18 protein-coding genes are annotated in these 17396 nt (G+C 29.5%); 4 read left to right on the plus strand and 14 right to left on the minus strand.

Annotated elements, in window-relative coordinates; genetic code table 11:
• Positions 1-14: 14 nt before the first annotated feature.
• From FBE93_RS05660 to FBE93_RS05675, 4 genes are read right to left on the minus strand one after another with little or no spacing between them, the layout of a single operon-like run.
• The gene (locus tag FBE93_RS05660) at positions 15-923 is read right to left on the minus strand and encodes an ABC transporter ATP-binding protein (RefSeq protein WP_165434254.1); all 909 of its coding nucleotides are present in this window, start codon (positions 921-923) and stop codon (positions 15-17) included.
• Positions 907-2523 (minus strand): iron ABC transporter permease, encoded by a 1617-nt coding sequence (locus FBE93_RS05665; protein ID WP_165434255.1) that lies wholly within the window; start codon positions 2521-2523, stop codon positions 907-909. The genes FBE93_RS05660 and FBE93_RS05665 overlap by 17 nt, the downstream gene beginning before the upstream one ends.
• Positions 2523-3527, minus strand: a complete 1005-nt coding sequence (locus FBE93_RS05670) for a Fe(3+) ABC transporter substrate-binding protein (protein WP_002933771.1) — start codon at positions 3525-3527, stop codon at positions 2523-2525. Before FBE93_RS05670 ends, FBE93_RS05665 begins: the two co-directional genes overlap by 1 nt.
• A gap of 10 nt (positions 3528-3537) precedes the next feature.
• Positions 3538-3654: a hypothetical protein gene (locus tag FBE93_RS05675; RefSeq protein WP_011812694.1), complete on the minus strand. Its 117-nt coding sequence runs from the start codon at positions 3652-3654 to the stop codon at positions 3538-3540.
• Positions 3655-3846: 192 nt separating this feature from the next.
• Here FBE93_RS05675 and FBE93_RS05680 point away from each other — a divergent pair, with 192 nt between their 5' ends.
• A complete protein-coding gene (locus FBE93_RS05680; protein WP_134860271.1) occupies positions 3847-5046 on the plus strand; it encodes a putative transporter in 1200 nt (399 codons plus the stop codon).
• A gap of 98 nt (positions 5047-5144) precedes the next feature.
• Positions 5145-6503, plus strand: a complete 1359-nt coding sequence (locus tag FBE93_RS05685) for a hemolysin family protein (RefSeq protein WP_002854239.1) — start codon at positions 5145-5147, stop codon at positions 6501-6503.
• 12 nt (positions 6504-6515) lie between these two features.
• Here the strand turns inward: FBE93_RS05685 and FBE93_RS05690 are convergent, their stop codons facing one another.
• From FBE93_RS05690 to tig, 10 genes are all read right to left on the minus strand, one after another.
• Positions 6516-7700, minus strand: a complete 1185-nt coding sequence (locus FBE93_RS05690; RefSeq protein ID WP_002933769.1) for a metallophosphoesterase — start codon at positions 7698-7700, stop codon at positions 6516-6518.
• A 9-nt stretch (positions 7701-7709) separates the two neighbouring features.
• The gene (locus FBE93_RS05695; RefSeq protein ID WP_002933768.1) at positions 7710-7919 is read right to left on the minus strand and encodes an alkylphosphonate utilization protein; all 210 of its coding nucleotides are present in this window, start codon (positions 7917-7919) and stop codon (positions 7710-7712) included.
• Positions 7912-8631, minus strand: a complete 720-nt coding sequence (locus FBE93_RS05700; RefSeq protein WP_002933766.1) for a TerC family protein — start codon at positions 8629-8631, stop codon at positions 7912-7914. Before FBE93_RS05700 ends, FBE93_RS05695 begins: the two co-directional genes overlap by 8 nt.
• A gap of 71 nt (positions 8632-8702) precedes the next feature.
• Positions 8703-9269 (minus strand): phosphoribosylglycinamide formyltransferase, encoded by a 567-nt coding sequence (purN, locus tag FBE93_RS05705; protein WP_002933764.1) that lies wholly within the window; start codon positions 9267-9269, stop codon positions 8703-8705.
• A complete protein-coding gene (locus FBE93_RS05710) occupies positions 9260-10630 on the minus strand; it encodes a bifunctional ADP-dependent NAD(P)H-hydrate dehydratase/NAD(P)H-hydrate epimerase (protein ID WP_002933763.1) in 1371 nt (456 codons plus the stop codon). Before FBE93_RS05710 ends, purN begins: the two co-directional genes overlap by 10 nt.
• Positions 10614-11312: an NYN domain-containing protein gene (locus tag FBE93_RS05715; RefSeq protein WP_002826913.1), complete on the minus strand. Its 699-nt coding sequence runs from the start codon at positions 11310-11312 to the stop codon at positions 10614-10616. The genes FBE93_RS05710 and FBE93_RS05715 overlap by 17 nt, the downstream gene beginning before the upstream one ends.
• A gap of 1 nt (position 11313) precedes the next feature.
• Entirely contained in the window at positions 11314-12819 is a 1506-nt protein-coding gene (locus tag FBE93_RS05720) for a YifB family Mg chelatase-like AAA ATPase (RefSeq protein ID WP_052782234.1), read from the minus strand.
• Positions 12816-13343, minus strand: coding sequence for a peptide deformylase (gene def, locus FBE93_RS05725; RefSeq protein ID WP_002851936.1), 528 nt, complete (start codon positions 13341-13343; stop codon positions 12816-12818). Before def ends, FBE93_RS05720 begins: the two co-directional genes overlap by 4 nt.
• Positions 13344-13378: 35 nt before the next feature.
• Positions 13379-13963, minus strand: a complete 585-nt coding sequence (gene clpP, locus FBE93_RS05730) for an ATP-dependent Clp endopeptidase proteolytic subunit ClpP (protein ID WP_002806309.1) — start codon at positions 13961-13963, stop codon at positions 13379-13381.
• Positions 13963-15297 (minus strand): trigger factor, encoded by a 1335-nt coding sequence (gene tig / locus FBE93_RS05735; protein ID WP_002933761.1) that lies wholly within the window; start codon positions 15295-15297, stop codon positions 13963-13965. The genes clpP and tig overlap by 1 nt, the downstream gene beginning before the upstream one ends.
• 141 nt (positions 15298-15438) lie before the next feature.
• Between tig and folE the strand changes: the two genes are divergently transcribed.
• Positions 15439-16011 carry a GTP cyclohydrolase I FolE gene (gene folE / locus FBE93_RS05740; protein ID WP_100620958.1) on the plus strand — a complete coding sequence of 191 codons (573 nt, stop codon included), beginning with the start codon at positions 15439-15441 and terminating at the stop codon, positions 16009-16011.
• The gene (gene fliI / locus FBE93_RS05745; protein WP_002933759.1) at positions 16011-17396 is read left to right on the plus strand and encodes a flagellar protein export ATPase FliI; all 1386 of its coding nucleotides are present in this window, start codon (positions 16011-16013) and stop codon (positions 17394-17396) included. The genes folE and fliI overlap by 1 nt, the downstream gene beginning before the upstream one ends.

Below are 17396 nucleotides of genomic sequence, written 5' to 3' on the forward strand. Positions count from 1 at the left end.
TTTAGGAATTTTAGCTAAAAATTGATAATATCAAAATTTATTTTTTCTTCTAAGTTATAATTTGAGCTTAATAACATAAAAAATTCTATATTTTTATATCTTAACTTAAGTCTATAAAAAGCCCCTAAAAATTCTTTTTGTAAAATTTTAGCCTCAAAACGATTTTCTATTTTAAGCTCTGCATAACCAAAAATATAATTTTTTGAAGCTATCCAAGCAAAAAATTCATCTTCTAAATCAAGTTTTTTTTCTATGATATTTAAATCAGGTAAAATTTGCGCACTTTTAAAATTAGGCTTAAAATAAAGCTCTTTAGGATTTGCATGAGCTAAAATTTTTCCTTTTTCTAAAAAAGCGATTTGATCGGACATACAATAAGCATCTTCAATATCATGAGTTACCATAATAGCCGTAATGCCTTGATTTTCTATCATTTTTTTCAATTCTCTTCTTAAATCCTGTTTTAAATTTTGATCCAAATTAGAAAAAGGTTCATCTAAGAGCAAAAGCTTACATCCTCTTGCTATAGCTCTAGCAAAAGCCACTCTTTGCGCTTGCCCTCCTGAAATTTCATCGATTTTTTTATATCGTAAATCTTCAATTTCAAAAGTTTTAAGCAAATGATTTAAAATTTGATTTTTATCTTTTTTATCATAAAGTGCAAAAAGTATGTTTTTTTCAACATTTAAATGAGGAAATAAAGCATAATTTTGAAACATCAAAGCCACTTCACCTTTGCAAGAAAACAAATCATAAGAACTAGCTTGTTCAAGCTTAGCAACAATCCTTAAAAGTGTGCTTTTTCCACTTCCACTACCTCCTAAAATGCTCAAAAATTCTCCTTCTTTGACATGAAGATTGATATTTTCTAAAGCTTGTATTTTTCCAAAATTTTTAGATAAATTTTTAATTTCTAACATCATCTTTCCTTGTGATTTTATCCATCCAAACAACAACCATTAAAGAAAGAAAAACGATAAACAAGGAAGGCAAAGCTGCATCATAAATTCTTTCATCACTTGCAAACCAGAAAGCTTTAACACTTAAAGTTTCAAAGCCAAAAGGTGCTAAAATTCTACTTAAAGGAAGTTCTTTAATCGTATCAATAAAAACAATAATAAAAGCTAAAAATAAAAAATGTTTCATTAAAGGTGTGTGAATTTTAAAAAATAAAATAAAATAATTCGCTCTTAAATTTAAACTTGCCTCATCAGTATTTAGATGAATTTTATTATATCCTCCCTCTAAAGAATAAATTGCACTCGCTAAAAAACGAATTATATAAGCAAAAACAAGAACAAGTAAAGAATTTCCCAATAAACTCATATGAAAAATTTTATCCAAAAATACAAAAAGCACTATAATACTAATCCCTAAAGCAGCAGCAGGTATAGAATAACCCAAAGAACTTATTTTTAAAATAAATAAATTAAAAAAATGATTTTTAACTATCCTAGAACTAAACATCAAAAAATAAGCTAAAAAAGTGGTAATTAAAGCAGTGACTAAAGCTAAGATTATAGTTTGAAAACTGATAATATAAAATTGTGATTCAAAAAGCTTATGATCTTTTAACCCCCAATAAACTAGCCAAATAAAAGGTAAAATAAAACCTACAAAAGCAATCATAAAACAATAAATACAGGATAGAATTTGTTTGATAGGATTTAATTTTCTTTTTTTGATAAAAAGAGTTAAATTTTGATTAAAACTATAATGATGTTTATTTTTACAATAATAATCCACATACATAATCAAAAATACAAAAAGCATTAAAATACCCGATAAAACACTAGAAGAATAAGAATCATTCAAATCATACCAGAGTTTAAAAATTCCAGCCGAAAAAGTATCCACTCCCAAATAAGCACTTGCACCATAATCACTTAAAGTTTCCATTAAAACCAATAAAGCTCCAGAAAAAATGGCAGGTCTTGCGCTCAAAAGTGCCACGCGTGTAAAAATTCTAAATTCAGAATATTTCATAATTTTAGCTATTTCATAAGCCTCTTTAGCTTCACTTTTAAAAGCTGTTTTAGCAAATAAATAAATATAAGGATATAAAGAAATAGCCAAAACAAAAATAACGCCATAATGATTGAAAAAATCTATCCTAAAGCCAAAATTTTCATGAAAAAATCCTTGAAAATCCATAATTCCCACATAAACAAAGGCTAAAATATAAGCAGGTATGGCCAAGGGTAAAATGAGTAATTTTTCTAAAATTTTACAGAAATAAAAATCATAATTTGCGATCAAATAAGCAGAACTCACACCCAAAATCAAGCTCAAACACAATACTCCCACGCTAATTATAAAAGTATCTTTGATGAATTTTAAAAATAAATAATCAAAAAAATGACTCAAATTTTCTTTAATAGATGAAAATTGGGTTAAATCACTTGTATTAAAATTTTGAAATAAAATATAAAAAAGTTCAGCAAAAATACCAAAAATAGGCAAAGCAAGAAAAAGGGCAAGTAAAATTGCCCCGAGTTTATAGTATTTTAGGGTTTTATACATTATCTAAAACCGACTTCATCGTAAATTTTAACAGCTTCTTTAATATTTTCTGCTATCTTACTCACAGGAATTTGATCTTCTTTGAAAGTTCCAAAATCTTTTACCGTTTGGCTTAATTCTATATCATTTCTTATAGGAAATTCATAATTACTATCAGTAAGAATTTTTTGAATTTCAGGACTTAACATAAATTCCATAAATTTTTTAGCCGCATCTTGATTTTTACTTGATTTTGTCATAGCAATACCGCTAATGTTAATATGCGTTCCTCTATTGTCTTGATTAGGAAAAATAATACTCAAAGAATTCCCCACTTCTACATCTTTTGGATTTTTAGAATTCTTTAAAAGCCCTATATAATAAGTATTCATAACTGCAAATTTAGCTTCGCCTGCAAATACTTGTCTGGCTTGATCTCTATCTCCACCCTTTGGATTTGTCGCAAGATTTTCAAGCACACCTTTAGCCCATGCTTTAGCCTCTTTATTTCCGTCATTAGCTATAATAGATGCTAAAAGAGTTTTGCTATAAGGAGCTGTAGCACTTCTCATAACAATTTCTCCTTTAAATTCAGCTTTTGCTAAATCTTCATAATTTTTCATTTTGCTAATGTCGATATTTGCGTTTTTGTTGTAAGCAATAATTCTTGCTCTTTTTGTGATCGCAAACCATTCTTTATCCTTATCTCTTAAATGAGCAGGTATAAATTCTTCTAAATATTTTGATGAAACAGGAGATAAAAGTCCTAAATTTTTAGCTTCTGTAAGATTTGAAATATCAGCTGTGATGAAAATATCAGCAGGAGAATTACTTCCTTCAAGAGAAAGCCTTTTAATAAGTTCTGAAGCTTTAGCTTGAGTATGATTGACCTTAATACCTGTTTTTTCTTCGAATTTTTTTATGATTTCAAAATCAGCATCATAATTTCTTGCTGAGTAAATATTAAGCTCACTAGCACCTAAAAATGAAAAAGCCGTTAAAAACATAAGAAAGATTTTTTTCATATTTTATCCTTTATTGAGAATTATACTCGGTTTTATTAAGATCTTTAAAATCAGTATGAGAATGTTCAGAGCAAGCAAAAGCAAAGCCAACGCATAGTAAAAATAAAATTATTTTTTTCATAGACATTAATTCCTTTTTAGATATTTTGATAAGAAATATTAATATTAAAAAGTAAATATGACATAATCTTTATATTTTTATATTTCTTTAAAGAATAAAGAGGTTTATTTTTGACACATGTGTTGATAAATTTATGATTTTTAATAAACTCTTGATTAAATAAAGTTGATTAAAATTTTTCTTTTAAAAGGTGGTAGCATGTTTTCTTCATTTTTTGCAAGTAAAAAATGGGCTTTATGGGCTTATTTAGGACTTTTTTTACTCTTATTTTTTCTTTTCATTCAAACAAGTCTTAATGTTGCTATAAATTCATGGTATAGTGATTTTTATAATGTCTTGCAAAAACCTAAAATAGAAATTTTAGATTTAAATTCAACACAAAAAATAGAAACTAATTTCGAAAATAATGCCACTTTAATCCAAGAGGCTAATCAAAGAGCTGAGCAAAATTTCCAAAAAGCTAATTTTATCAATAAAGGTGCATTGTATTATTATCAAAATTTATTAGAATATTTTTTCAACTCTAGGGCTATGATTGAAAAGCCAAATTATTCAGCAAATGATTTTTATGCTTTGATTTTAGTTTTTTTGGCTATTGCTATTCCTTATGTTTTAATCGCTACGATTAATATCTATTTTGCTAGCGTCTATGCTTTTAAGTGGCGTGAGGCTATGACTTTTTCTTATTTAAAATTTTGGAAAAATAAAGATGATAATATAGAAGGAAGTTCGCAAAGAATTCAAGAAGATACTTATAATTTTTCTAAAATCGTAGAGAGTTTAGGACTTAGTTTTATAAAAGCTTTGATGACCCTTGTAGCATTTATCCCGATTTTATGGAGTTTAAGTGATGTTGTGAGTAAAGCTTTATTTGCAAATTTAAGCGAAAATTCTTCTTTTTATTTTTTAAAAAACATTGATGGTTTGCTTGTTTATATTGCACTTTTGATTTCTTTAGGAGGCTTGGTTGTGTCGTGGTTTGTAGGTATTAAGCTTCCTGGACTTGAATATAACAATCAAAAAGCTGAAGCAGCTTTTAGAAAAGAGCTTGTTTATGCTGAGGATAATCGCAAAGAATACGCTAAAAATGAGACTATGATAGAGCTTTTTACAGGGCTTAAATTTAACTATAAAAGACTTTTTTTACATTATGGATATTTTAATATTTGGCTCATTTTATTTGAGCAAATGATAGTTATAGTGCCATTTTTAATCATGGCACCAGGGCTTTTTGCCGGAGCTATAGGACTTGGTATTGTAATGCAGATTAACAATGCTTTTGATCAAGTACGAAGCTCTTTTAGTGTTTTTATCACAAACTGGACAACTATCACTCAACTTAGAAGTATATATAAGCGTTTAAAAGAATTTGAGAAAAATATTTCTTATAAGTCTTAGTTTTTTCTTGTAAAATACAAGAAAAAATTCAAATATTAAATTTACTTTTAATTGTGTATAATAAGGTTTAATAATATTTTATTTCTTAAGGAGCTTCATTGGACCCCAGTCAGGTTTTGGATTTAAACCAAACTTCTACAGCATCTTTTGATGCAGGATATTCTATACTTATGGTTGTTGTTGCACTTGCTCTAGTGTTTTTAAATGGTTTTTTTGTTTTGTCTGAATTTAGTATTGTTAAAGTACGTCGTTCCAAGCTTGAAGAGATGGTAAAAGAAAAAAAAGCTGGTGCCAAGAAAGCTTTGGAGGTTACTTCAAGACTTGATACTTATCTTAGTGCTTGTCAATTAGGAATCACTTTAAGTTCTCTAGCTCTTGGTTGGATAGGTGAGCCTGCTATTGCAAAAATGCTAGAAATTCCGCTTATTAATCTTGGTTTTAGCACTGTTATTATCCATACTATAGCTTTTATTATTGCTTTTAGTATTATTACTCTTTTACATGTGGTTTTAGGAGAACTTGTGCCAAAAAGTATAGCTATTGCAGTTGCAGATAAAGCGGTTTTATTTATAGCTAGACCTCTTCATTGGTTTTGGATACTCTTTTTGCCTTGTATTAAAATTTTCGATTTTTTAGCAGCTATAAGTTTGAAACTTTTTGGAATAAAACCTGCTAAAGAAAGCGAGCTAACTCATAGCGAAGAAGAAATTAAAATCATAGCAAGTGAGAGTCAAAAAGGTGGAGTTTTAGATGAATTTGAAACAGAGATCATACGCAATGCTGTTGATTTTTCAGATACTGTTGCTAAAGAGATTATGACTCCTAGAAAAGATATGATTTGTCTAAATAAACAAAAAAGTTACGAAGAAAATATGCAAATCATTTGTGAACATAAACATACTCGCTTTCCTTATATTGACGGTTCTAAAGATACTATTTTAGGGATGATACACATACGAGATATAATACAAAATGAATTAAGCCATAAAAGTCAAAATTTAGATACTTTTGTTAAACCTTTGATTTTAGTTCCTGAAAATATCAGCATTTCAAAAGTACTTGTAATGATGAATAAAGAACGCTCTCATACTGCATTAGTAGTTGATGAGTATGGTGGAACTGCTGGAATTTTAACCATGGAAGATATCATGGAAGAAATTATTGGCGAAATTAAAAGCGAGCATGAAGAAGACAGCTATAAAAAACTTGCTGAAAATATCTATGAATTTCAAGGACGATGCGATATAGAAACTGTTGAAGAAATGCTTGTAATAAACTATGATGAGGATTTAGAACAAGTTACTATAGGTGGATATGTATTTAATCTTTTAGGACGCTTGCCTATGGTAGGAGATCGTATTGAAGATGAACTTTGTTACTATGAAGTTAAAAAAATGGACGGGAATTCTATAGAGCGTGTTAAGGTGGTTAAAAAAACAAATAAAGATGAAGAATAAGCCTCTTTAGGCTTATTTCTTTTTGTAAATTTGGTTTTTAATTTCTATACACTCAAAACCTTTTTTATCTAGTGTAACTACGCGTAAATATCCACCATCATCTATTTTACCCTCGCATAAAAATACTCTTTTGGCTATTTTCATAGGAAGTTTTTCTTTATTTCTGTGTCCAAAGATTTGATAAAGATTGTCCGAGGTGAAATTGCAAAATTGATTTGCTACTTTTTGACTGTCTTCATATCCACCTACACCATAAATAAAATCATGGCTTGGTATAAAACTTATTTTTTCAGGTTTGGAGGGTATAAAATTTACTCCTCCATGTGAACAAAATATGAATTTATTTTGGAATTTGTAGTATAAACATTCTTTTAGATGAGGATAGAGTTTTCTAGCATCTCTTGGAGTAAGTTTTTCTTTTCTAAAATCCTTTAAAGTATTTTCATTAAATTCTTTGGAATTTGACAATTCTCCATTAGCCCATTTTATAAGATGTCTTTCGTGATTTCCTTCTAATAAGCATACGTTTTCTTTTTCGCAAATTTTTAAAAGAAATTTTATTACTTTGCCATTTTCTATACCTCTGTTGATATAATCTCCCAAAAATATATAAAATTCATCTTCTTTGATTGTTTTAATGTATTCTTTTAAAACACTATAACAACCTTGTAAATCTCCTATATGATGAATTTTTTTGTATTTGCTTAAATTTGGCATTTGGTAAAGACATTTTTTCCAGTCGCTCGAGTCTAAAATTGGGTATTTTTTTGGATTTTTTTTGAGTAAATCTTGAGTTTTTTCCAAAAGAGCATAAGGGATGATATATCCATTTTTTTTAGCTTCTAAAAGATTTTTTTCTTGACATTGTTTTAAAGAGTTATCAAAAACAATAACATACATTTTATAGCGATATTGTTTAGCTAAGTCTTTATAAATTTTTAATGTTTCATTGTAAGCGTTTATTATGCAAAACTCACCTTTTTGCATACGCATTTCTAGAAGTTTGAGTAAAATTTTACTCAAATCTTCATCATTTTTAACATTTAAAATTTTATATTCACTGATTATATTTTTAACGCTTCCTGATAAAAGACGCAAAGCATTTAAATCAAGTGTATAATTTTGAAGTTTGTTATTTTTGATAAATTCTTCTTGTCCTGCGTAATAATTCCCTCTTAAAACAAGTAAGATTCGCACATTCTTTGCCTAGATTTTCTTTAAAAATTCAGTTTTTAAAACAATAACGCCAAATTTATCTACTCTAGCCTCAATTTCACCTTCTTTAGAAGTGAGCTTAATATTTTTTATAGTAGTTCCACGTTTTAAAGTTGTACTTACACCTTTAACCTTAAGATCTTTTATTACACTCACGCTATCACCTGCGTTAAGTTCTGTTCCATTAGCGTCTTTAGCCATTTTTTTCCTTTCTTTGATCTAAAATATTTAAAATTTGCACCACTAAAGCAAAAGCCATAGCAGTATAAATATATGCCTTATCAATATGAATATCAAAACTTTCAGCAACTAAAACTACGCCTATTAACACCAAAAAAGCTAAGGCTAAAATTTTAATGCTTGGATATTTTTCAACAAAATTTGCTATAGGTTTAGAAGCAAAAAGCATCACAGCTACTGCGATAATAACAGCGATAATCATGATGGTTACATCTTGAGCAATTCCTACTGCGGTAATAACACTATCAAGCGAAAACACTATGTCAATCACAGCAATTTCAGCTACAACTATCCAAAGTTTATTGCTTGCTTTAAAATGACTTTGACTTTCTTCTTGATGAGAAATTTGCTCTTTAATTTCTTTAATAGACTTTACAATCAAGAAAAGCCCACCTAGTAAAAGAACTAGATCTCTTCCTGAAATTTCATTGCTCAATACACTAAACAAAGGTGTTACAAGTTTCATCACCCAAAAAAGAGACAAAAGAAGTAAAATTCTTGTAATCATTGCAAAAGCTAAACCTAAGATACGTCCTTTATCACGATGTTCATGGGGTAGTTTACTAACTAAAATAGCTAAAAAAATGATATTATCTATCCCCAGTACAATTTCAAGAGCACTTAAAGTAGCTAAAGTAATCCAAGCATCAATACTAAATATCCATTCAAACATAAATTTCCTTGAAAATTTTAAAATTTTTTAAAGCGATATTTTATAGTTTTAAAGCAAATACCTTTAATTCTTTAAGAAAAAATTTCAATCACACTTAAGGGTAAAATTTCATGTTCTAGGCTATGAATTTTTTCTTCAAATTCTTCAAAACTCAAATTTCTTTTTTCAAAAGCTTTTTGAGCTATAATCATTCCACCATCAAGTTCTTCACTGACCCAATGCACACTCACACCAGCCACTTTCATATCACTTTCATAACTTTCTTTAATCGCATGTGCTCCTTTAAAAAGGGGTAATAAAGAAGGATGAAGGTTAATTGCCTTAATATTTTTTGTAAAAACAGGACTTAAAATTCTCATAAAACCTGCTAATACAGTAAGATTTGCTCCACTTTCTTTGATTTTTTGTACCAAAATCGTATCAAATTCTTCACGAGTATTATAAGCCTTATGATCAACAATGACAGTATCAAGACTAAATTTTTTTGCTCTTTGTATACCAAAAGCATCTTTTTTATTGCAAAGGCAAAGTACTACTTCATAGGTATTTTCCCCTATGGTTTTTTTATGAAGTTTTTCTAAAATATTTTCTAAATTACTTCCATTTCCACTAAAAAGTACAGCTAATTTTACAAGCATTTTAATCCTTTGATAAGTTTTAAAGCGTCAAAGCTATTTTTATTAAATTTATATTTTTTTGCAACAAGTCCATGAGCTAAAGTAGCATTTTTTGCTGCTTCTAAAGCGCTAAAACCAAAACCTAAATGTGCAGCAATCATTCCACTTAAAACATCTCCACTCCCACCTTTAGCTAAGGCTTGATTTCCTAAATTTACAACAAATAATTTTTCTTTTTGCACAATAATAGGATTTGCTCCTTTTAAAACAAGAACACAATCATAATTTTGTGAAAATTTTCTAGCATAGAAAAAGCGGTTTTTTTGCAATGTTTCTATATCTAAATCCTCATCAAAGCACATTTTATAAAGTTTTATAAATTCTTTTGGATGAGGGGTTATAACAACATCTTTTCTGTTTAAATACCAAAGCAAAGCTTCACTTAAAAAGCAGTTTGCATCCAAGATCAAAGGAGTGTTTTGCAAAATTTCATCTTTTAGAAAATCCAAATTTTCAAGCCCCATACCTAAAGCAATAGCACTTGCATTATTTTCAATTTTTTCTTTTAACATCAAAAGAGGCGAGAAACTTTTTTGTGCTACTAAAGAAACAAGACCTGCTCCAAAATTTAAGGCTCCAAGTCCTGCTAAAGTTCCAGCACTTGCATTGGCAACTATATAAATATGGCCAAAATTTCCTTTATTGGCGTTGATTTTTCTATCTATAGTTTTTAAATCTTTTTTTTCAAGCAAAAAAGCTTGAGAATTAGGGTAAAATTTCTTAGATCTAATGCCTAAATTGGCTATTTTAATCCTTCCTACAAATTCCTTAGCAAAATCTTCAAGTAAAATTTCCTTTAAAGCTCCCATGCAAAGTGTAATATCAGCTTTAAAACAAGGATAAAATCCCAAATTTGTAGGTATATCACAAGCTATTTTTAAAGCTTTGCTTTGATTAACTTTTTGAATGATTAAACTTGTTTTTTCATCTAAACAACGATTTGAACCTGTGCCTAAAATACAATCAATAATAATATGAAATTTCTTAAAATCAGGTTCTTTTTTACAAAATTTAAAAGCATAATTTTGTAAAATTTGCTCTTGTTTTTTAAAAAGCGTATTTTCTTTAAAGCCTATTTTATAAGCTTTAGCGTGTTTTAAATTTCTTAAAGCCACCAAGCCATCTGAAGCGTTGTTGCCCCCACCTAATAAAAAAAGTATTTTTACTTTTTTAATCTTGCGTTGAATGCGGATTTTTTTAGCTTCTTTTTTAATCAGCTTGGCTAAATTTAATCCTGCATTTTCCATTAAAATAAGCTCATCTAAGCCTTTATTTATAGCATTTTGTTCTAAAATTTTTATATTATCAATAATAGCTTTCATAATCTTTTTTCACCAAAAAATATATATTTTTTTCTCTTTCTTCTTCAAATTTTTTCATTTTAGGTAAAAATTTCTGGATCAAAGCACGAAAATTCTTAAAACCATAATTTTGCGGATGAAAATCTGAGTATTTGCGGTTCATATTAGTGCGGATTTGTGCGTATTCGGCGCGCCCTTTTTCATCGATAAGCTGTTCGGTGATATTGATTAAAGCTCTTAAATAATCCTTACTTAAAATATCTTCTTTTTTACTCTCATCTTTATCTAAATAAAAAAATTCACTAAAAGCATTTACATAGGATTTTATAGACTTTTCAAGCCCCATTCCTATAACTTGTTTTTTATTTTCTCTTAATTTTTGAATGAGTGAAGTATAATCACTATCGCTTGAAACAATAACAAAAATATCTATGTTTTTTTCATAAAATATGGACATGATTTCAGTGATTAAATACATATCGCTTGAGTTTTTGTTGGCTGCAAAATTAAATTGTTGCATAGCGATTAAAGAATATTCAGCAATTTGCTCTCTCCAACCTTGTATATTTTTTTGAGTCCAATCCCCATAAATGCGTTTAATGATAACTTCTCCGTAATCTGAAGCGATATCAAAAATACTTTTAGCGTATTTTGCAGGGATATTTTCTGCATCTATAAAGATAGCTATACTTTTATTTTCCATTTTAATTCCTTGCTCTAAAGCTTAAAGCTTCTAAAATATGGGTTTTGTTAATATTAAGACTTTGTTCTAAATCCGCTATACTTCTTGAAACTTTTAAAATTTTATTAAGCGATCGCAAAGAAAGATTATAACGTGAAATTGCTAAATCTAGCGTATCTTTGGCATCTTTTTCTAGTACACAAAAACGACTTAAATCTTCATCTTTTAATTTCCCATTAAATTCTTTTTGCCCTCGTTTTTTACCAAAAATAAAAGCTTGTAAAATTTTTTCACTCATTTCTTTAGAACTTATACTCGTTTTATCATCCTTGCTGATCTCATCCATAGCTACATAAAGATCAATCCTATCCATAATAGGAGCTGAAATGTGATTTTTGTATTTTTTAATCTCATTTTCACTACAAACACAAGAAAGATTTTTAGAAAATAAATTTCCGCAAGGACAAGGATTTTGGGCAGCTATAAAGCTAAATTTTGTTTCATAAGTGATTTTAGAATTTACTCTTGAAATATGAATTTTATGATCCTCTAAAGGCTCTCTTAAACTCTCTATGATTTGCTTGTTAAAATGTGGAAATTCATCAAAAAACAATACTCCACCATTTGCAAGTGCGACTTCTCCAATTCTAGCATTTTTTGTTCCTCCACCAAAAATACTTGCTCTTGTAGAAGTATGATGAGGATGACGAAAAGCACGAATTTTAGTAAATTCACAATCTTTTGAATCTAAAGACATATAAGCATTTTGCATTAAAATTTCACTTAAACTTTGAGGAGGCATGATATAAACAAGGCGTTTAGCACACATACTTTTACCACTTCCTGGACTTCCTTCAAATAAGATATTATGCATACCTAAAGCAGCTATCATACAAGCTCTTTTGGCTTTTTCCTGTCCTTTGATATCTTTAAAATCAAGTTTAAAATCCATATTTTGTAAAAAAATTTCATTTTCTATTTGTAAAGGGCTTGCGAATAAAGGATGATTGTGAGAAAAACGAAAATTTTCATAATTTTTTTCTTTAAAAAACTCTATTGCTTCATTTAAATTTTCAAGTCCATAAACCTCCAAATTTGGTATCATGGAAGCTTTTTGTGCTATACTTTTTGGAACAACGATTTTAGCTTTTTTAATTTTAGCAGAAAGAAACAAAAGCAAAGAAAAAAGCTCATTTGTGCTTTTAATACTTCCATCAAGTCCTAATTCTCCTACTACAAAAAAGTCATCTAATTCTTCATTTTGCAAAAGGATTAATAAGGCGATAGCCAAATCAAAATGCGATCCCTTTTTTGGGATGCCTGAAGGACTAAGATTGATAGTAATTTTTTTAGCAGGAAAAGCAAAATCACAACTTAAAAGCGTGGCTTTGATGCGTTCGACACTTTCCTTAATCGCTACACTTGCAAGTCCTACTATGCTTAAATTTGGCAAACCTCTTGTAAAAGTGGATTCTACCTCTATAATGTCTAAGCCTTCATGAAAGCTTATGCACTTTAGTTTTTTCATTTCTCTTTTTTATGATTTTTCTTCTTTTTCTTAAATTCTTTATCGAATTTTTGACGCTTAGCAAAAGAAATTTTTTCTATAAATAAATGTCCATTCAAATGATCATTTTCGTGTTGAATAGCCACAGCTAAAAAACCTTTTGCTTCAAGTTCTTTGAATTCTCCAAAGCGATCTTGATATTTAAGCAAGATATGATTATAGCGTTTTACTTCTTCGAAAAAATCTGGCACACTCAAACACCCTTCTGTGCAAGTGATCATTTCTTCATCTAAAGGAATAATTTCAGGATTGATAATCTCTAGCAAATCTTCTTTTTTTTGTTCATCATTTTCATCAAAAATATTTACAAGTAAAACACGCAAAGGAATATCCACTTGAATAGCTGCTAAACCTACTCCATTACTTGCTATCATAGTTTCATACATATCATCAAGCAAGGTGTGAAGTTCTGTATCAAATTTATTTACAATTTCAGAGTTTAAAAAAAGTCTAGGATTAGGATAAGTGATAATTTTTCTAACCATTAAAAAGCCTTTGTTTTAAATGATCTCCAAAGAAATCATTTAAAACTTTTTTCCAAAACCTTATCAATCAGCCCATATTCTTTAGCTTCTTGTGCTGACATGAAAAAATCTCTTTCTGTATCTTTTGCTATTTTTGCAACTTTTTGCTTAGTATTTTTTGCCAAAATATCATTAAGTATAGTTTTAAGTCTTAAAATTTCTTTGGCTTGAATTTCAATATCTGTGGCTTGACCTCTAGCTCCACCTAAAGGTTGATGAATCATAATGCGTGAATTAGGCAAAGCAAAACGTTTTCCTTCTGCGCCACAACTAAGCAAAAATGCTCCCATAGAAGCAGCTTGTCCTATACAAATCGTACAAACATCAGGTTTGATATAGTTCATAGTATCATAAATACTAAAACCACTTGTAATTACACCACCTGGAGAATTGATATAAAGATAAATATCTTTTGTAGGATCTTCAGCTTCTAAAAAAAGAAGTTGTGCTACGATAGAAGCGGCAAGTTCATCATGAATTTCACCACTTAACATAATAATTCTATCTTTTAAAAGACGTGAATAAATATCATAACTTCTTTCACCACGACTAGATTTTTCAATAACATAAGGAATAAACATTATTTATCTTCTTTCTCTTTTTTGCTCACTTTTTCCGATTTTTCTGTTTTTGGCATAAAAATATCATTAAAAAGTTTTTCTTCAATTAAAGCCATTTTCACAGCAGGTAAAGCTCCTTGTTTTTTATAGTTTTCTAAATGCTCTTTTGGATTCATACCATAGCGATATGCTTCAAAATAAATCGCTTGAATCAATTCTTGATCATTTACCTCAATCTTGCGCAATTTTGCAAGCTCATCAATAATAAAAGTAAGTTTTACACTTTTTTGCGCTTCTTCTTTAAAAGAATCACGTTTTTCTTGGTATTTTTCTTTACTTGCTTTAAGCTCTTCAATTTCTTTTTCGCTAAAAGTATTAAAAGCCGCACGCATTTGCATATCAGTTTCTTGTTCTACTATGCCTTTAGGTAAATCAAAATTATATTTTTCAATCAAAGCATCTGCAAATTTACCTTTTAATTCGTCATTTACAAGTTTAAAAAGTTTTTCATTTTTGATTTGCTCGTTTAATTTTTCATCTAAAACTTCAACACTAGCTTTTTCTTCTCCTGGTAAAAGTTTTTTAAGCATTTCATCATCAAGTTCTGGAATTTTAAGCTCTTGAATTTCATGTAGTTTTACTTTAAATACTGCATCTTTACCCGCTAAATGCGCCGCACCGTATTCTTTAGGGAAAGTTACTTTGATATCTTTTTCTTCACCTATTTTCATTCCTACCATACCATCTTCAAAACCTGGAATAAATTGCTTAGAACCAATTTCTAAAACATAATTTTCAGCTTTACCACCTTCAAAAGCTTTATCATCTACAAAACCTTCAAAATCAAATTTTGCAAAATCACCTTCTTTTAAAGCTCTTTTTGTTTTTATAGCTTCAGGAGTAGCAAAACGCTTTAAAAGTTCATCTTTTTTCTCATCAATTTCTTTTTTACTTACTTTTGGAGTTTGATATTCAGGGATGAGTTTTTCATAACCATCAAGTTTAATTTCAGGTTTAAAAGAAAGTATTAACTCAGCAATAATTTCTCCATCTTTACGATCAAATTTTTCAAAATATGGCTCACCTACAAGCTCTTTACTTTCTTTTTTAAGTTCTTGTAAAGCACTATTTACAGCGGATTTAAAAAGATTTTGTTCTGCATCTTGAGTGAGTTCTCTTTCATATCTTTTAAGTACAGCACTTACAGGAACTTTTCCTGGTCTAAAACCGTCCATTTTTACACTTTTAGAAGCTTTTTTTGCTAAATTTTCTACTTCACTTTTGATCATTCCTGAAGGAATTTTTACACTAGCAGTCGCATTAACAGAATCTAGTTGCTTTGCCTTTACTTCCATAGTTTTTTCCTTATAAAATAAAATTTGCTTTCAATGATAGCAAATTTTTCCTTATTACTTGCATAAAATTTTAAAGTAATTTATGATAAAATTGCAATATTACATTATTATTAAAATATAAAAATATTTTTGGAGAAAAATTTGCAAAAAAAATTTGAAGATTGTGTTAAAACCATACTTGAAATTATAGGAGAAAATCCAAATCGTGAAGGACTGATTAAAACACCCAATCGTGTTTTTAAAGCTTATGAATTTCTTACTAGTGGTTATACGCAAAATGTCAAAGAAATTTTAAATGATGCTTTATTTGAAAGCTCTAATAATGAAATGGTTTTAGTGCGTGATATAGAATTTTATAGTCTTTGCGAACATCATCTTTTACCTTTTTTTGGGCGTGCTCATGTAGCCTATATCCCTAATAAAAAAGTAGTAGGTTTAAGCAAAATTCCACGCCTTGTAGAGGTGTTTGCAAGAAGACTTCAAATCCAAGAACAACTCACCGAACAAATCGCACAAGCTTTAATGGAAAATGTCGATGCAAAAGGTGTGGGTGTAGTCATAGAAGCAAGACATATGTGTGTTGAAATGCGTGGAATACAAAAAGCTAATTCCACCACTACAACTTCAGCTTTGCGTGGAATTTTCTTAAAAAATGAAAAAACCAGAGAGGAATTTTTTTCTCTCATAAACTCTGCTAAACAGGTAAGATTTTAATGAATCTTGAAAAACTACGCTCCAAACTTGGCAAAGAAAATTTAAGTGCTATTTTTGGAGAGATTACAAAAATTTCTGCTACAAGTATAGAAATTCGTGGGCTTAAAACAGGGGTTGGAGATATAGTGAAGTTAGTTTCTAATGAAAATGAAAATTTAAACACTCTAGCTATGGTCGTAGAAATCAAGGAACAATTTAGCTATTTAAGCCCTTTTTCTTTTATAGAAGGTTTTAAAATAGGCGATCGTGCTTTCATAAGTGATGCAGGTATGCAAATAGGTGTTAGCGATGAACTTTTAGGCAGGGTAGTAGATCCTTTTATGCGTCCAAAAGATGGTAAAGGAGCTATAGAAGTAAGTAAATATATGCCTATAATGCGTGCGCCTATTGATGCGATGAAAAGAGGGCTTATAGAAGAAGTTTTTCCCGTGGGTGTTAAAACCATAGACGCACTTTTAACTTGTGGTGTAGGACAAAAACTTGGTATTTTTGCAGGAAGTGGGGTAGGAAAATCCACTCTTATGGGAATGATAGTTAAAAATTCCAAAGCTCCTATAAAGGTAGTGGCACTCATAGGAGAAAGGGGGCGTGAAATTCCTGAATTTATACAAAAAAATTTAGGTGGAAAGCTCGATGATACAGTGATTATTGTTGCTACAAGCGATGATAGTGCTTTGATGCGTAAATACGGTGCTTTTTGCGCAATGAGTGTGGCAGAATACTTTAAAGAACAGGGCAAAGATGTACTTTTTATCATGGATAGTGTAACGCGTTTTGCTATGGCGCAAAGAGAAATAGGACTAGCTCTTGGAGAACCTCCCACAACTAAAGGTTATCCGCCAAGTGTTTTAAGTCTTTTGCCTCAACTCATGGAAAGAACCGGTAAAGAAGAAGGTAAAGGCACTATAACAGCCTTTTTTACCGTTTTGGTGGATGGAGATGATATGAGCGATCCAATCGCCGATCAAAGTCGTTCTATCTTAGATGGACACATTGTTTTAAGTCGTGAATTAACAGACTTTGGAATTTATCCTCCTATTAATATACAAAACTCTGCTTCAAGGGTAATGAGTGATATTATAAGTCCTGAACACAAACTTTGGGCAAGAAAATTTAAGCGTTTAAACTCACTTTTAAAAGAAAATGAAGTATTGCTTCGCATTGGTGCTTATCAAAAAGGAAGTGATAAAGAACTTGATGAAGCTATTTCTAAAAAAGAATTTATGCAAAAATTCTTAGGACAAAACCCTGAAGAAAGCTTCGAATTTAATCAAACTTTAGAACTTTTAAGTCAAATTGATACACCAAATACTCCTTCACTACCAACTCAAAATATAAATGTAGGAAGTGCAAGTGCAACCTTGCCTAATCCTAATTTAAAATAA

It is taken from the genome of Campylobacter sp. CFSAN093229 (assembly GCF_011068225.1).
Classification (GTDB): domain Bacteria; phylum Campylobacterota; class Campylobacteria; order Campylobacterales; family Campylobacteraceae; genus Campylobacter_D; species Campylobacter_D jejuni.

Excerpts from the sequence above, each read along its gene's own strand:
- FBE93_RS05680 (WP_134860271.1), top strand. The coding sequence starts at position 3,847 with ATGTTTTCTTCATTTTTTGCAAGTAAAAAATGGGCTTTATGGGCTTAT.
- def (WP_002851936.1), bottom strand. The coding sequence starts at position 13,343 with ATGGTTAGAAAAATTATCACTTATCCTAATCCTAGACTTTTTTTAAAC.
- FBE93_RS05660 (WP_165434254.1), bottom strand. The coding sequence starts at position 923 with ATGATGTTAGAAATTAAAAATTTATCTAAAAATTTTGGAAAAATACAA.
- FBE93_RS05720 (WP_052782234.1), bottom strand. The coding sequence starts at position 12,819 with ATGAAAAAACTAAAGTGCATAAGCTTTCATGAAGGCTTAGACATTATA.
- FBE93_RS05695 (WP_002933768.1), bottom strand. The coding sequence starts at position 7,919 with ATGGCTAAAGACGCTAATGGAACAGAACTTAACGCAGGTGATAGCGTG.
- FBE93_RS05670 (WP_002933771.1), bottom strand. The coding sequence starts at position 3,527 with ATGAAAAAAATCTTTCTTATGTTTTTAACGGCTTTTTCATTTTTAGGT.
- FBE93_RS05715 (WP_002826913.1), bottom strand. The coding sequence starts at position 11,312 with ATGGAAAATAAAAGTATAGCTATCTTTATAGATGCAGAAAATATCCCT.
- FBE93_RS05665 (WP_165434255.1), bottom strand. The coding sequence starts at position 2,523 with ATGTATAAAACCCTAAAATACTATAAACTCGGGGCAATTTTACTTGCC.
- clpP (WP_002806309.1), bottom strand. The coding sequence starts at position 13,963 with ATGTTTATTCCTTATGTTATTGAAAAATCTAGTCGTGGTGAAAGAAGT.
- purN (WP_002933764.1), bottom strand. The coding sequence starts at position 9,269 with ATGCTTGTAAAATTAGCTGTACTTTTTAGTGGAAATGGAAGTAATTTA.
- fliI (WP_002933759.1), top strand. The coding sequence starts at position 16,011 with ATGAATCTTGAAAAACTACGCTCCAAACTTGGCAAAGAAAATTTAAGT.
- tig (WP_002933761.1), bottom strand. The coding sequence starts at position 15,297 with ATGGAAGTAAAGGCAAAGCAACTAGATTCTGTTAATGCGACTGCTAGT.
- FBE93_RS05710 (WP_002933763.1), bottom strand. The coding sequence starts at position 10,630 with ATGAAAGCTATTATTGATAATATAAAAATTTTAGAACAAAATGCTATA.
- FBE93_RS05700 (WP_002933766.1), bottom strand. The coding sequence starts at position 8,631 with ATGTTTGAATGGATATTTAGTATTGATGCTTGGATTACTTTAGCTACT.
- FBE93_RS05675 (WP_011812694.1), bottom strand. The coding sequence starts at position 3,654 with ATGTCTATGAAAAAAATAATTTTATTTTTACTATGCGTTGGCTTTGCT.